This is a genomic window from Vibrio sp. 10N.222.49.A3, from assembly GCF_041475145.1.
GTDB classification, from domain to species: domain Bacteria; phylum Pseudomonadota; class Gammaproteobacteria; order Enterobacterales; family Vibrionaceae; genus Vibrio; species Vibrio tasmaniensis_A.
This window is the reverse complement of the sequence record NZ_JBFRVM010000022.1, coordinates 1-14429: the sequence shown is the minus strand read 5'-3', so window position 1 is coordinate 14429 and position 14429 is coordinate 1. Positions and strand designations below refer to the sequence as shown.

General features: G+C 44.1%; 14 protein-coding genes. 6 read left to right on the top strand and 8 right to left on the bottom strand.

Features of this window, described 5'->3' with window-relative positions; genetic code table 11:
* Positions 1-88 precede the first annotated feature (88 nt).
* The gene (locus AB4589_RS03730; protein ID WP_372099407.1) at positions 89-883 is read left to right on the top strand and encodes a hypothetical protein; all 795 of its coding nucleotides are present in this window, start codon (positions 89-91) and stop codon (positions 881-883) included.
* An 87-nt stretch (positions 884-970) separates the two neighbouring features.
* The gene (locus AB4589_RS03725) at positions 971-1564 is read left to right on the top strand and encodes an acetate uptake transporter (RefSeq protein ID WP_010440610.1); all 594 of its coding nucleotides are present in this window, start codon (positions 971-973) and stop codon (positions 1562-1564) included.
* Between the two features lie 182 nt (positions 1565-1746).
* Here AB4589_RS03725 and AB4589_RS03720 read toward each other — a convergent pair whose 3' ends face one another.
* The 4 genes from AB4589_RS03720 to AB4589_RS03705 all read right to left on the bottom strand — a co-directional run bounded on the left by AB4589_RS03720 (position 1747) and on the right by AB4589_RS03705 (position 7187).
* Entirely contained in the window at positions 1747-3294 is a 1548-nt protein-coding gene (locus AB4589_RS03720) for a sodium:alanine symporter family protein (RefSeq protein ID WP_009848307.1), read from the bottom strand.
* Between the two features lie 471 nt (positions 3295-3765).
* Positions 3766-5106: an MBL fold metallo-hydrolase gene (locus AB4589_RS03715; RefSeq protein ID WP_372099404.1), complete on the bottom strand. Its 1341-nt coding sequence runs from the start codon at positions 5104-5106 to the stop codon at positions 3766-3768.
* A gap of 177 nt (positions 5107-5283) precedes the next feature.
* Positions 5284-6051 (bottom strand): 1-acylglycerol-3-phosphate O-acyltransferase, encoded by a 768-nt coding sequence (locus AB4589_RS03710; RefSeq protein WP_269337089.1) that lies wholly within the window; start codon positions 6049-6051, stop codon positions 5284-5286.
* Positions 6052-6248: 197 nt separating this feature from the next.
* Positions 6249-7187 (bottom strand): hypothetical protein, encoded by a 939-nt coding sequence (locus AB4589_RS03705; protein ID WP_372099402.1) that lies wholly within the window; start codon positions 7185-7187, stop codon positions 6249-6251.
* A gap of 270 nt (positions 7188-7457) precedes the next feature.
* Here AB4589_RS03705 and AB4589_RS03700 point away from each other — a divergent pair, with 270 nt between their 5' ends.
* The 4 genes from AB4589_RS03700 to AB4589_RS03685 all read left to right on the top strand — a co-directional run bounded on the left by AB4589_RS03700 (position 7458) and on the right by AB4589_RS03685 (position 13051).
* A complete protein-coding gene (locus tag AB4589_RS03700) occupies positions 7458-9170 on the top strand; it encodes a methyltransferase domain-containing protein (RefSeq protein ID WP_372099400.1) in 1713 nt (570 codons plus the stop codon).
* Between the two features lie 57 nt (positions 9171-9227).
* Complete coding sequence (locus AB4589_RS03695; RefSeq protein ID WP_372099398.1) at positions 9228-9956, top strand: DUF429 domain-containing protein; 729 nt, start codon at positions 9228-9230, stop codon at positions 9954-9956.
* An 81-nt stretch (positions 9957-10037) separates the two neighbouring features.
* A complete protein-coding gene (locus tag AB4589_RS03690) occupies positions 10038-10865 on the top strand; it encodes a M15 family metallopeptidase (RefSeq protein WP_372099396.1) in 828 nt (275 codons plus the stop codon).
* Between the two features lie 305 nt (positions 10866-11170).
* Positions 11171-13051: an ATP-dependent zinc protease gene (locus AB4589_RS03685; RefSeq protein ID WP_372099395.1), complete on the top strand. Its 1881-nt coding sequence runs from the start codon at positions 11171-11173 to the stop codon at positions 13049-13051.
* A gap of 154 nt (positions 13052-13205) precedes the next feature.
* Here the strand turns inward: AB4589_RS03685 and AB4589_RS03680 are convergent, their stop codons facing one another.
* The 4 genes from AB4589_RS03680 to AB4589_RS03665 all read right to left on the bottom strand — a co-directional run.
* Positions 13206-13343, bottom strand: coding sequence for a hypothetical protein (locus tag AB4589_RS03680; RefSeq protein ID WP_017091461.1), 138 nt, complete (start codon positions 13341-13343; stop codon positions 13206-13208).
* A gap of 1 nt (position 13344) precedes the next feature.
* Positions 13345-13488, bottom strand: a complete 144-nt coding sequence (locus AB4589_RS03675) for a hypothetical protein (protein WP_372093785.1) — start codon at positions 13486-13488, stop codon at positions 13345-13347.
* A gap of 15 nt (positions 13489-13503) precedes the next feature.
* Positions 13504-13785 carry a hypothetical protein gene (locus AB4589_RS03670; protein WP_372093788.1) on the bottom strand — a complete coding sequence of 94 codons (282 nt, stop codon included), beginning with the start codon at positions 13783-13785 and terminating at the stop codon, positions 13504-13506.
* A gap of 59 nt (positions 13786-13844) precedes the next feature.
* A partial coding sequence (locus AB4589_RS03665; RefSeq protein WP_372099394.1) for a hypothetical protein occupies positions 13845-14429 on the bottom strand: 585 nt, incomplete at its 5' end.

Here is a 14429-nt window from a genome sequence, read left to right as displayed (position 1 = left end):
CGACACTTCCCTTACTTTCTATTACAGTAGTGCTTTCCATTTATCGATAAACTGTGTTCGTGAATAATTTGATTACAGGGCAATTAAAATGAAGTTAAAGCTATCTATTCTTGCGTTATTGGTAACTGGAGTTACTGGGTGTAACAGTACGCCGCAGTCAGGTCTCGAGCAAAGTTTGGGCTGGGGTAATTATGGCAGTTTGAGTTTTGAAACGAGCTCTGAAGGTATTGTTGCTCAGCGTTATCAAGTATTAAAAAGTCCTGTAGGCCAAATCACGTCTATAGAGGAACAAGGTAACCAAATTCATGTTATTCAAACACTTGAAGGCGCTTTAATTAAAGGTGTCGATAGTACAGGCATTATGAATTACGAAGGCTGTCTGGAGTCCGTTGGGGAAGTTGATGCTGCTGTTAATGCATACCCGTCAATCGTTCAATTCTTATTAAAGCAAGCTGCGCCTCAAGGTCCTAATTCTGTATCAACATCATTACCTTTCACTGTCTCAGAGTCAGCCAATAACGCTCAAATTTACATTGGTGAAGCAACTTCTGTAGAAATTGAAGGTGAAAGCTATCCTATCGGTCCTATGATCGAACTTTCTGCGCCGTGGGGGGCATCTGGCCAAATCACATCTGTCGATGCGACAACCTTTGAATTTTCATATTTTACGACCAACGATGGCCACAAAGATACGGTTGATATCCGTGGTGCATGGAGCCAAAGTATGGGCCCAATGGATAAGTTTAACCAAGAACCTTCGGGAGAGTGGTTAGCGTGTGTAAAGCCCGAGGTTCAAGCGGTCTTGATGGAACAAAGCCCTAAACGAGTTGGCGAGATACTTGAAATCATCACGAAAGCCGAACTGGCGAACGATGCAATCTAAGATTGCGATTTAGCGATCTATCTTTTTATGCCGTTCGGATTAAAATTTGCGTACAAATTTTATTAACTTTTTTTAAAGGCGCGCAAAATGTCAACAAAACTGGCGAACCCGGCACCACTTGGCCTAATGGGTTTCGGTATGACTACTATACTTCTTAATATCCATAACGCAGGTTTCTTTCCAATCGATTCAATGATTCTTGCTATGGGTATTTTTTACGGTGGTCTAAGCCAAGTTATCGTGGGCACAATGTGTTTCAAACGTGGTGACACGTTCGGTACAACTGCGTTTACTTCTTACGGTCTATTCTGGTTATCTTTGGTTGGTTTAATCGTAATGCCTTACATGGGCCTACCAGCAAGTCCAGCAGCGTTTATGGGTTGGTACCTACTACTATGGGGCATCTTCACTGGCTTCATGTTCATTGGTTCTCTATGCTACCCAGTAGCGAAACAAGTAGTATTTGGTTCACTTACTATTTTGTTCTTCCTACTTGCCGCTCGTGATTTCACTGGCAGCGAACTGATCGGTACTATCGCTGGTTTTGAAGGTATCTTCTGTGGTGCGTCAGCTATCTACTTTGCAATGGCACAAGTAATCAACAACGAATATGGCCGCACAGTACTGCCAATCGGTGAGAAAAAAGCGCCTCAAATGGCAACACAAGAAATCGCAGCTTAACGCTCTAGCTTGGGAACAGTTAGTTTGTTATAAGCAGTCAGTTCGTTATAAGTAATGAGCTCGTTATAAACTGCGATTTTTATGAACAAAACAAAAGGGGTTAGCCGAAATGGCTAACCCCTTTTTTATGCGTTATTAATAGCGCGAGTTAAAGCGATCTATTTGCTAAGGTAAGCTTAAGCTTAAGCTGAAGGTTGCTCTACAGGTTTACTGTCTGCAACTTCAGATTCAGGAGACTTACCTGTTTTACGCTTGTACTTCTCTTCCCAGTAAGTTGCACCTTTAATGCCTAGTTTTACAGGGTTGAATGTGTACTCAGTCACACCTTGTTTCTGTTGTTCTTCGTAGTCTGCTAAAGCCTTAAGCGCAGGCTTAGACATGAAGAAGATGATCAGAATACCAACGATGTTTAACCATGCCATCAAACCAACACCCACATCACCCATTGCCCATGCAAGGTTTGCTGTTTTAACGGTGCCATAGAAAACGGCACTAATAAGAACAAGCTTAAGTACGAACATCATGCCAGGGATCTTGATGGTACGACGTAGGTAAGCAATATTCGTTTCTGCGATGTAGTAGTAAGCAAGAATCGTTGTAAATGCGAAGAAGAACAGAGCAAATGCGATGAATGGCTTGCCAATGCCTGGCAGTGCACTTTCAATAGCAAGCTGTGTAAATACGGGACCATTCGCACCGATGTTTGCTGCTAGGTTCTGAACAAGGAATACACCTTCAGCGCCGCCGTGAACGTTGTAGGCACCAGTGATGATGATCATGAACGCTGTAGCAGAACATACTAGAAGAGTATCAATGTAGATAGAGAACGCTTGAACCAAACCTTGCTGAGCTGGGTGATCAACACTTGCCGCGGCTGCCGCGTGAGGACCCGTACCTTGACCTGCTTCGTTTGAGTAAACACCACGTTTAACACCCCAACCGATTGCAGCACCAAAGCCTGCCATAGGAGTGAATGCATCCCCCAGAATCATTCCGAAAACAACAGGAACTTGGCTGATGTTTAGTAGGATGATAACGAATGCGATGATGATGTAAGCCAACGCCATGAATGGAACGACAATTTGTGTGAAGTTCGCGATACGTTTAACACCACCAAAGATGATGAAAGCAAGGATGATAGCAACAACAGTACCAGTGAAAATTTTAGCGAAACTGAATGTACCGATAGCTGTTTCAATCATATCACCTGAGCCAAACGCAGCTTCTACAGCATTACCTATACTGTTTGACTGAACACCTGGAAGCAAAATACCACATGCAAAAATAGTCGCGATAGCGAAGATCCATGCGTACCACTTCTGACCCATTGCTTTTTCAATGTAGTAAGCCGGACCACCACGGAACTGGCCTTCATCTTCTTCTTTATAGATTTGCGCCAGCGTAGATTCTGCGTAAGCAGTCGCCGCGCCAAAGAAAGCTACCACCCACATCCAGAATACTGCACCTGGGCCACCGAAACCGATAGCGGCAGCAACACCTGCAATGTTACCTGTACCTACACGGCCAGATAGCGAAACGGCAAGAGCTTGGAAAGACGAGATGCCTTTTGATGAGCTTTTACCCGAAAGTAGCAAGCGCCACATTTCAAAGAAGTGACGGATTTGAACAAATCGAGTCATGATGGAGTAGAACAAACCTGCACCTAAACATAGGTAGATAAGTACTGGGCTCCAGATTATTCCATTCAAAAAATCAACGAACGACTGCATGAGTATTTTCCCTGTTAGTTTTGCTTATGATTGTTTTTCGAACAACACAATACTTCACTTGTAACCCGAGTGTTAAATTATTTAACTGCGCATTAGGATTACTGTGACATAAAGCAAGTTATAGAGGGTGTTTGTTAATGCTTAGTGCTAATTCGATAATCGTTCCATTTAACTTGTTATGCAATAGGTTGTTTTGCCTGGTGTTTTGCAAAGTGAATAAATAGTGATTAATACAAAAGGGTGGGGAGGTGCGCAGAAGAAGGGGAGGTGTGCACAAGAGACTAAATTGCGTAAAACAGCGGTGAAAATTGCTTAGCATGAACGGCTGATATAGGAGTGGTGAGATGAATTTGATTGGAATATATCACCTGCATCGAGTGATCTCGCAGGCCTAAGAAACTGTGCCTTTGAAGGCTCGATAATTCTGGCCTTCATGTTTACTGAGTGAAAGTAGCTAGTTTGATGCCTGTTTCAAACAACCACGAACCCTCGCGCCTGTAATTCTTTAGCGAACTCAGACTGAGTATTTGGCTCACCGTGAATCAAATGCACCTCTTTTGGTGGAGTCGCTATGCCCTCTATAAATCGATTGAGATCCTCTTTATCGGCATGAGCAGAATAGCCAGACATGCCATGAATTTGAGCATTAACCTCAACGTCTTTGTTATCAATAGAAACCTGCATTTCGCCTTGTTGCAGCTCTCGTCCGAGCGTTCCGTGTGCTTGATAGCCCGCTAAAATCACATCCGTCCGTTTATCGGGAAGCAAAGCGGATAAGTAGTTCATTATCCTGCCGCCCTGACACATTCCAGAAGCTGCGACCACAATCGCGGGTTCACCTGTCGACTTGAGGCGGTTAACGATTTTCTTGTGCATTCTATGCCCATCAACAGTAATGCATTGCTCAAAAGCGAGTGGGTGACGTTTCACTTCAAGGCGCTGCTTTGCTTCTTGCCCCCAGAACTCTTTAAAGCGTCGGTATGAACGCGTTACTTTCTCTGCCATAGGCGAATCGAGGATGATAGGAATATCGGCGCTGAGTTGATGCTCAAAGATCAAGTTTTCAATATCAAACAACAGTTCTTGTGTTCTGCCGATACTAAATGCCGGGATCAGGATAACGCCGCCATCGAGTAACGAACGATCAATGATTGATTTGAGGCGTTCAGAGCGTGAAGCAATATCGTCGTGCGTGCTAGTGCCGTAAGTCGACTCAATAAACAGATAGTCGGCTTGTTGTGGTGGTTTAGGATCCGGCAGCAGTGGCGTGTTACTAGGGCCCAAGTCACCTGAAAAGACCACTACCTCTTGGTTGGGTAACTTAATCTCTATATAGGCCGAACCTAAGATATGCCCTGCAGGTTGAAAACGGGCATACAGAGTATTTGGCCTATGATGATCCTTTCCGTTGTTTTGCTGTTTAGACGTGATTGGAAACCATTCCACGTAAGGCTTGGGAGCAATTAACGAATGAATCTTTTTGAGTATCAGCTTCGACTGTTTATTGCTGAGCCCTTGCAGTTTTAAGCCATCTTCAATCATTAAAGGAGCGAGCTCTGCGGTGGCTTGCGTGCAATAAATTGGCTGGTTAAATCCACTGGCGAGTAACCAAGGTAATCGGCCAATATGATCAATGTGAGTATGAGTCAGCAGCAGAGCGTTAAGGTGGGACGTTTCAAATTCAATATCAAGAGGGCGGGTGTCTTCTCCTTGAAAAAGGCCACAATCGATGAGAACCGCTTGGCCTGAATCTCTTAATTCGTGACAAGCTCCTGTAACGGTATGTTTGCCGCCATGGTGAATCACTTCCATCGTTTACTCCCATTACTCTATAAAGCCATTAACGCCTGTTTTTATTGTGCGGATAAGCGCCAGCAAGTAAAACAAGAACAATGAGAGTTGCGATCGTTGAGTGTCTTTTTAAGTAACTGAGCAATGACTCTGTGGGTTCGTTGCGAGTTAGTTCTTGTTCCTTCTGTAACTACCTTGTTAGCGCGCGGAAGAACCGTCTGAATCCAGTTCTGGGTTTTTCTGTGCCTCTATACGAGCCACTTCGGCATCAAGCTCTGCTATTTTTTCAGCCATAATTGCGTGACAGCGATTGGCCAGCTCTCTAGCGTCGCTGATCTTGTATCCAGACACATCGATAGGTTTGAGCATCTCGGTGATCACAATGCCATTATTAACTCGGTTGAGGTCAATCTTATTGTGTGTGGTGCTGGTACACATCGGGGTGATAGGTACGCCAGCCTCAATCGCCATTCGAAAAGCGCCCGTTTTGAATGGCAGTAGTCCACGCCCTTTACTGCGCGTTCCTTCAGGGTAAACCCAAACAGACAGATCTCGCTGGTGAATCGCTTCCGCCACTTGCTTGATGGTATCGCGTGCTTTGGACTTGTCTTCGCGGTTAATTAAAATATTACCGGTGATCCAATACAGCAGGCCAAAGAAGGGCACGTACAACAAATCGCGTTTGCCTAAAGAAACCGTGCGAGGCCTTAACATCCCTGGGGCGGTCACAAAGTCCAACACGCTTTGGTGGTTAGATATGTAGACACTCTTTTCTGGTGTCGGCGCATTATCTAGGCCTCTCTGTAGGATCTTTACCCCAACGAGTTTTTGTAATTGGTTGAACCAACGGCAAAAAACGTACACATGCTTTGGGTTTTTTGGGCTAAACAAGCAGTAAACAAAAGCACATAGAGTGGTGAAAATAATAAACACCGTCGCCAAAATAATACGAAGAACAGCAAGCACAATTCACTCCTTACTCACCGCAAGATGGCAGTGATTAAATAGTTTTAGATGCTTGAAGTTTTCACTCTATTTAACCGAATTGCAACAATTAACTGTTTTAGGGGGCTGTTTTTAGATCTTTATATAAAACAAGGACTAACGATGGGTGTTTGACGCAGTTATCGAGCTTACACGTGTTCACCAGTAGGTAGGCATGTTCACCAATACTGTTTATTTGGATCCGACTTTTCTACCCATTCAGGATCTTGGCGTGATTCTAAATAGAGCTGTAGGCCGTTATAAGACATGAAAGCAGCAGGGCCACCAAGATGTTCGAAATAGTCAAAATAATCATCTTCGAGTGCGCAAAGGTGAGCTAAATCTATAACGTTATTCATCATTGCCCATTGAATAGCGAAAACCGGAGCCGTCGAACCTGAAATGCTGACCTCTTCGACATTTGGGTTGAACAGTGAATTGGCTTGCTCAAGCTGTATCTCTTCTTGTTCAGACTCTTGCTGTAACACCTCTTCGATGATCTCTGAACGTTTGGTATTAGAGACATTCTTGTTCAGCTTGGCGATTCGAAGTGCGTAGCTAAAACGGTCTGTTGAAACAATGTCGACAAGCTGCGACAACAGCTCTTTGTCTACGCCCGCAGCCTTGGTGAAATAGTCGATACATGAATTGATTGATGCGTAACGAGTACCGTCAAACTCAAAGCCACTGGTTTCGTCGTATACCTCAAGTGGGATGTCATCAACCGACAAAGGCCAGCCTCTATAATCGACTCGTTGTTTGGCTATTTGATACATTTTCCAAGCACTACGGCCAAACCCGCCAAGCGTCGAGCCTGAAAAATCAGAATCAATAAGCTCTTGTTCCGTCCAGTTTTCACCGATGCCTAGGTGCTTTGCGTACTTATCGATGAGTGCGTGTTTTATCTGATCGCGCACCGCCCAAATTGAAGTCAGATTCTTTGAATAGTTAATTCTCGCACACTCATTACAAGCCGGCAGTGCTATCGGTGAATGGCCAATCTTGGCAACTGCCTGCGCTGTCTTAGGAAATTCAACAAGGTTACTGGAAGGTTCACCACAAAACCAACAGGTGTGGCGCAGGTTGAATGGGGTATCTATGTGCGAGTATGTGTTCATTAGTCTTTATCAGCTAGGTGCTTGAGGCGAGTTAATCATCTTCAAACAATTATCTCTGTTCGCACGTCAGCTTGCACCTTGTTTGTTTTTATTTTGCTGACGAAACTGATTCTTGATGTGACTCGCCTGATGAAATCATTAGGTGGATATTGATATAAAACAGTCACTAACGATAAATATTGCTCGGTGTGGCTGAACTTGCGTGAGCTGCTAGCAATCGCCTAAGCTCCCCATTACTATTGAGATAGACTCCTTACCCCAATAGCGCATATGTCCTCATCGATTCCTTTTTACGATAAAAATGCTCACACACTTTGCCAGCAGTACAACTCAGTGACGTTCGAGACGGTGCATAAAAGCTGGCAAGCTTATTGGCCTTTAGTGGGCGATAAAGTACTAGATGTTGGTGCTGGATGCGGTCGTGATGCGCTATGGATGCACAAAGCCGGAGCTGATGTTATTGCGATAGAACCAAGTGCTTCATTACGCGAACAAGGCTCGAAATATACAGGTCCAAGTGTTACCTGGATTGATGATTCACTTCCCTCACTTAGCCGCACTGAAAACCTCGGAATGCGTTTTGACTTGATATTGGTGAGTGCTGTTTGGATGCACTTAGCCCCGTCTCATCGAGAACGAGCATTTAGAAAATTGTCTAACTTGCTGGCTCCAAATGGCAAGTTGGTGATCACTCTGCGTCATGGGGAGTTTCAAGACAGTCGACAAGGGTACGAAGTCTCGGTTGAAGAGCTCGAGCGTTTATCAAAAAACAGCGCCTTGTTGGTTCGTCATGTTGATGATAGCCAAGATACATTGAACCGCAGTGAAGTGTGGTGGCAAACCGTGGTGATGACACTGCCAGACGATGGCTCCGGTGATTTGAACAAGGTGCGCCACATTATTGTGAATGACAATAAGTCGGCCACATACAAGTTGGCTTTGTTGAGAGCATTACTGCGAATTGCGGATGCGCATTCAGGCGCCGTGATTGATCGAACTGACGGGAAAATTTCTCTACCAGTGGGCTTGGTTGCTCTGTATTGGGTTAGGCAGTTTAAGCGACTGATTGATATCGACATAGAAGGCGCTGGGATTCAGCAAAATAGCAACACAGCGAAGGGGCTTGGGTTTGTAAAAGAGGATGGGTGGAATAAACTCAAACACCTAAGTGCTGATGATCTAGCGATAGGCGCTATGTTTCTCGGCGATGAAGCCAAGGCTCTACAAAAGCTATTTTCACAAACGATCAGTACCATTAAATCAGGGCCTGTGACTTTTATTTATCAAGGCTCGAAAGACAACCGACTATTCGATATATACCCACCACAAAAACGACGGAAGAGCCGAGAATCACTGGTCATTGATAGTGAGTTCTTAGAAAGTTTTGGTTATTTTACTCTCGATGAAAGCCTGTGGGAGTGCTTTAGAATCTACCACTCTTGGATTGAACCGCTGGTGGTGAATCAGTGGGTCATGGAGATGCAGCGTTTCGAGTTGAACCGACAGCGAAGTATCTCACTACAGACATATCACGACTGCTTGGTATGGATCGATCAAAACCACGATACTCGCGATGTGCGTAAACGTGTCGAACAACTTAGATCTGAACGTACCGATATTTTCAGTGTCTGGAGTGGAAAATCATTAAAAAATGAGTATCACGTTGATCACTGCTTGCCTTTTGCTTATTGGCCGAATAACGACAAGTGGAACCTCTTTCCGACCACAAGCAAAGAGAACCGAAGCAAAAGTGACAAAGTTCCTACTGCTGAAAAACTTCGAGCGTCTAAGTTTCGTATTCTCGAATGGTGGCAATTGGCGTGGAGCGATTCGGCTCATTTTGAACAACAATTCTTTTCTGAAGCAGCACTTTCTTTACCCAATATTCCACCACAGTGTCGAGACTTCGAAGAGGTGTTCGATGCAATGGGTTTACAGGTACGTGGCGTGAAAAGCCGACTGTTAATTAATGAGTGGCACTGATCATTAAGTGGCTAGTTATCCCAAATAACCCTCAACAAACTAATCATCGAGAACACAATGAAATACATCGGAATTGATGGCTGCAAGGCGGGTTGGATCGCTTGGATTGTCTCTGGCAAAGATCTCCCTGAGTTCAAGGTGGTAAACACAGTTGATGAATTGATTACAGATCTTACGGGAGCAACAACGTTAATCGATATGCCGATTGGTTTTAGCGATTCGCTTACTCCAGATAGATTATGCGATAAAGCAGCAAGGCGCTTTCTCACCAGTAAGCGTGGCTCTTCCGTTTTTCCTGTTCCGTGCCGAGAGGCGGTTTACCAAACCGATTACATTGCGGGATGTAGTGCCAATGTGGAGCAGCTTGATAAGAAGTTTTCTAAACAGACTTGGGGAATTGTGCCCAAGATCCGCGAGCTTGATGAGCTCATTGAAACTCATCCCAATCTTTCTATCAGGGAATCACACCCTGAGGTGGTGTTTGCAGCTTTGAAAGGCGAACCGCTGATGTTTTCCAAACGAACACAAGAAGGCAAAGAGGAACGGCTTTCTATTATTCAGCAACTTGCCCCTCAATGGTGTGACGGCTTGTCGTTGGCCATTTCAACCACCAAGCGTAAAGACGTCGCGATAGATGATATTTACGATGCTTTTGTACTTATGTTGGTTGCCTATTACGCTCCGCAATTATCGACCTTACCTGAACTTTCTGATGTTGGTGGAGAAGCTGACAAGGATCAGAACGGACGAGTTAGAGAGATTGTCTATTGGAATAAAGCGCGCTAACAAATCGTGCGCTCAACTTGGCTTAATATGCTATTTTCCAACTTCTGCTACTTTCCACTCTTATTATTTTGAGTCTTTGATATGAAACGTTTTATTGTCGGCTGTCTGGCCACTGTGCTCAGTGCTGCGAGTTATGCTCAAGTTGCGCCTATATCTCAATGGCAATGCGATATGATGAAAAAGAACAATGTATTGAGCAGCGGTGCGCCTGTTGGTTGTGAACGGTTATCTAAAGTGGATTTCGATTTCATTAATTTCAAAGGGGAGACGCAACAGGGCAATATGATCGTGCTTGATGTTATTGCGCCAGCTGTTGAACAAATCTTTTCAGAGCTTAAACAGCGCAATTTTCCTCTTCATTCCGCTCGCCTAATGCGTGAGTTTAAAGGTGACGATAGCGCCTCAATGGACGCGAACAACAGTAGCGCGTTTAACGCTCGTCCTATTACCGGCGGAGGAGGTTGGTCGAAACATGCCTATGGTGTGGCAATCGACATCAACCCAGTTCAAAATCCTTTCTTAGAGTTCGATAGCAACGGACGAATCACGGTAAAGCCTTCACAATCTGCGGCTCGCTATGTGAACCGTACTCGTTTTCGCGCGCGTGATGAAATTGAACGCCGAGGCATGGCAGAAGATGTGGTTGAGCTGTTTGCTCATCACGGATTTATGATCTGGGGAGGGGATTGGGATAGCCCAATCGATACTCAGCATTTTGAGGTCGGCTCAAGAAAATTTGTTAACCAACTGCTCTCTAAAACACAACCTGAAGCCAAAGTGCTATTTGAGCGCTACGTCGAATCTTATCGACAATGCTTTAATACGAACCACAGTGATTCAAAAAATAAAGGTGAGGACGCAGAAAAAGCTCGAGCTATCTGTGCAAAGAAAACAGTCGGGACTTTTTAGTGCTATGTTTATCTAGAACCGTTTGTGTTTTAGCAAGTTAAACTCGCTTCAGGTGTGTTTTTAATCGCTAAGGTCAGCGCTCGTCGTTGGCCTTTTTTGTATTCATTTCTTCAATAGAACACTGAGCATTGAAAAGGTTATTGGGTATCCAATGGTCAATAATCGATAAGCGAATGCTGCGCAAAGTCATCGGTTTGTCATCGAAAAACTCATAGCGTTAACGTTATGTGAGAACCATTGCTGGTGGGGGAACTATTTGCCGAATCGCCAGTATTATTAGTGAACTGATCACAACGGACCAACTAATGAAAAAGATACCTTTGGCTCTAACTCTTTTAAGCACTCTACTTTTTTCACAATATTCTTTGGCTACAGACACTTCACACACCACTCAAAATCCGACCTACGAACTCGATGGTAAGGCGGTATTAGGGCGTACAGAGAATGTATACCTATCTAGCGTTCAAGGGCTAAAAGACGTTCCTTTCATTGGTAAAATCGATACCGGTGCAGAAACCACTTCTATGCATGCGGAAGACATTCATGTGAAGAGCTCTAATGCCGACTACCAAAACCTTAAAGACAAAGAGTTGATGGCGGCGTTAACCGAAGACCTGTTGAACAATTCCGATGTTGATTACGATGATTGGGATGGCAGCGCCTTTGCGAAATATGAAGCTGTGGTCTCTTTCAAGGTTCAAAACCCACGCACGGGTGACATGGTATTAATCGAAGCACCTTTAGAGCGTGTCAGCATAATACGCAGCCGCACCAGCAGCACGCCTTTGCTTCGCCCTACCGTCAAAATGTCGCTCACCATTGCGGATCAAGAGTTAAAAACAGACGTTAACCTGACGGACAGAAGTCACTTCTCTGCGCCAGTGCTGATCGGCAAAACCTTTCTTGCTGACAACGCCTTAGTGTTTGCTGGTTACGACTATTTGCAAGAGCAGGAAAACGCGACGGTTGTTGGCCGTAAAGAGGTGATGTCTATCTCGGGAATGGCGATGAATGCGACCTTCTCATTAAAAAATCGCTACAGCATTCTTCATGCGAAAGACATCGATGTAGATAAGAAGAACAGTGAAGTGACGTTTGATATGTTCGACAACGATGGTAAGCAGAAAGAGATGACACTGCCATTAGTTCGTATGTTAAGTGTAGGTGGTAAAAAAAGACCTTTGGTGTATGTGCCGGTTCAACTCGATGAAAACACAACCAAAGACGTTCTGGTGTACCTGCGCGACCGTTCGAATAGCAGCTCACAGCTCAGATTGGGCACTGATACAGCAAGCGAGCTTTTTATGATTGACACCAGTGCTGAGAATATCCTTTCAGAAGGATCTGAGAATTTCAGCGAGGTCGCGAAAAAGACTGAGCCACTGATTATCTCACCGGAAGAAGATATCACATTAGATGGTTTCCCTATGAAGGCTGTTGCTTCATTTACTGTCAACACGCCTTTGTTGAAGGTCGACAGTTTTGAAATGACAGGTAAAGGCAAAGAGGCTTCTGTTGAATTTTATCTTACAGATGTAAATGGTGAGAAGCAGAAGATAACAAAGCCAATTATTAAGAAGCTTAAGGTCGGTGATGATACTCGCCCGGTTGTAAGTGGTGAGTTTTTGGGCGCTGGTAAAGTTCGCCAACAAGAGTTTGCTATCGATGTGCTTAACAGCAATGAGAAAGAGGCCTACTTCATTTTAGGTAAGAAGATGGCGAAAGATGGGGTATATGTGAATACTCGATCTGATTATCTTTTGAAATCGGAGCCTTTGTTTAAAGTAGGGCACATTGAAGTTGTTGAAGTCAACGGCATGAAGTTCCCGGCGAAGCTCGACACTGGTGCGGATGTAAGCTCAATGAACGCAGTCAATATCAAACGATTTAAGAAAGACGGCCAAGACATGGTGAGCTTTACCTATCAAAACAACCAAGGCGATAAGCAAGACTTCACTAAGCCAGTGATTGATGTGATGCGTATTAAAGCCAAAAAAGGCGAGAAGGTGAACATTCGCCCTGTGGTAGAAATGAAGGTTAAGTTGGGTGACTTAGAGAAAGAGGTGAGGGTAAACCTTCAAGATCGCTCTCGCTTTGAATACAGCATGATCCTAGGTAAGAACTTCCTGAAACACGGCGCAGTAGTGAGTAGCGATGAAGATTATGTGCTAGGTGATATGGAGTAGAACTTAAACTTACTAAGTTCGTTCTAGAACAGTTTTAAACAGCCACACATTTCAGCAATGGGATGTGTGGCTTTTTATTGAGAACTTAAACTACTAACCATCAGTGCCTTGTGAACAAGTAAAAAAAGCGGCTCCTTGGAGAGCCGCTTATTTCTTAGTCATCACCTAAATAATCATCATTATTTGGGTTATGTGCATCAGACCAATCGTCCATATCAGCATCGTTATTTGGGTTGTTAATGTCTGACCAAACGTCTAGCTCATCTTGAGACATATCACTTGAGTCCGGCATATTATTTCTTCCCTTGTTGGTTAGGGTTTAGTTGCTTACCGCGGTTGCCTTGGTTCTGAGCATGCTGGCGGTTAGTGCCGTTAGTTCCCTTGTTAGCGTTAGGGATGTTTGCTGCATTGTTTGCTGGTGTGATCTTCTTAGCCATTATCAATTTCCTTGTTTAATAACTAGCTTTGCGGATTTGTTTAACGATTCGTTCAAATCCTTGCCTAGTTGTGATTGCTTTAGGGTAAAGCCCATCAGGAGCAACACGCCAAACAAACCGGAACCCTCTACCCAACTTAAACCTAATATAGGTCGGACAAGAGCGGATCTTCTTACCTCCTAAGTTTGGGTATAAAGCTCCAGCTCTGAGTTGGGCTTCAATACTGAAAGCTCGCTCTGCATAGCATGAAGGAAGTTGAGATTGGAATGTATCAATAAGCTGTTTAGTTGAAGTCATTCTTGCTCTCCCTGATGAACTGATAGCAAGAATGATTGAGTGCACTGCACTCGCAACAACTAATTTAATAAATTATTTAATAGGTCATCGAACTCGACGGCTTCGAGGTATTTCTGCTTGATAAGGGTTTGGTATTGAGTCAGTGCAGGAGTTGTATTTCCTAGAGAGCATGCTGCAAGGTAGGCTTTTTCTATATCCTGATTGAAAAAGTGCATGATCATTGATTCACCTTGTGTCAGCAAGGCGCTTTGAGCCAATAGAGCCTGCATTACACTGGTTACGCCATTGAGAGAAAGTTGCGGTAACTCTTGAAAAGGGTTTGGTAACTTTTCCTTACTCAGGTCGATGTGTTCTGATTTTAATTTTACGATCAGCTCTGACAGCGCAGTCGTTTGAATGCCAACTGCGAGAATAGATTGTCTACCCATGACGACTGTTTCTAAAAAGTCCGCTGCTTCTATGCGTTTTTTAGAATGAGAAAAGATATCTTTGACTCGTTTACTATCAGCAAAGAATCCTTGTAGCAAAACGGCATTATGGAGTTTGGTTAGGTTATTACTTGCAATGAGCAAGTTGTTCTTTGTTGAGCCCAGCGCCATAGGCTCTTTTTTAACCTCAAAGAAACCTGATCCGCACCAGCAGTT

What these genes read in the sequence shown, in the direction of transcription:
- AB4589_RS03700 (WP_372099400.1), top strand. Translation starts at nt 7,458, where the DNA reads ATGTCCTCATCGATTCCTTTTTACGATAAAAATGCTCACACACTTTGC.
- AB4589_RS03670 (WP_372093788.1), bottom strand. Translation starts at nt 13,785, where the DNA reads ATGACTTCAACTAAACAGCTTATTGATACATTCCAATCTCAACTTCCT.
- AB4589_RS03720 (WP_009848307.1), bottom strand. Translation starts at nt 3,294, where the DNA reads ATGCAGTCGTTCGTTGATTTTTTGAATGGAATAATCTGGAGCCCAGTA.
- AB4589_RS03690 (WP_372099396.1), top strand. Translation starts at nt 10,038, where the DNA reads ATGAAACGTTTTATTGTCGGCTGTCTGGCCACTGTGCTCAGTGCTGCG.
- AB4589_RS03680 (WP_017091461.1), bottom strand. Translation starts at nt 13,343, where the DNA reads ATGCCGGACTCAAGTGATATGTCTCAAGATGAGCTAGACGTTTGGTCA.
- AB4589_RS03705 (WP_372099402.1), bottom strand. Translation starts at nt 7,187, where the DNA reads ATGAACACATACTCGCACATAGATACCCCATTCAACCTGCGCCACACC.
- AB4589_RS03730 (WP_372099407.1), top strand. Translation starts at nt 89, where the DNA reads ATGAAGTTAAAGCTATCTATTCTTGCGTTATTGGTAACTGGAGTTACT.
- AB4589_RS03715 (WP_372099404.1), bottom strand. Translation starts at nt 5,106, where the DNA reads ATGGAAGTGATTCACCATGGCGGCAAACATACCGTTACAGGAGCTTGT.
- AB4589_RS03685 (WP_372099395.1), top strand. Translation starts at nt 11,171, where the DNA reads ATGAAAAAGATACCTTTGGCTCTAACTCTTTTAAGCACTCTACTTTTT.
- AB4589_RS03725 (WP_010440610.1), top strand. Translation starts at nt 971, where the DNA reads ATGTCAACAAAACTGGCGAACCCGGCACCACTTGGCCTAATGGGTTTC.
- AB4589_RS03675 (WP_372093785.1), bottom strand. Translation starts at nt 13,488, where the DNA reads ATGGCTAAGAAGATCACACCAGCAAACAATGCAGCAAACATCCCTAAC.
- AB4589_RS03695 (WP_372099398.1), top strand. Translation starts at nt 9,228, where the DNA reads ATGAAATACATCGGAATTGATGGCTGCAAGGCGGGTTGGATCGCTTGG.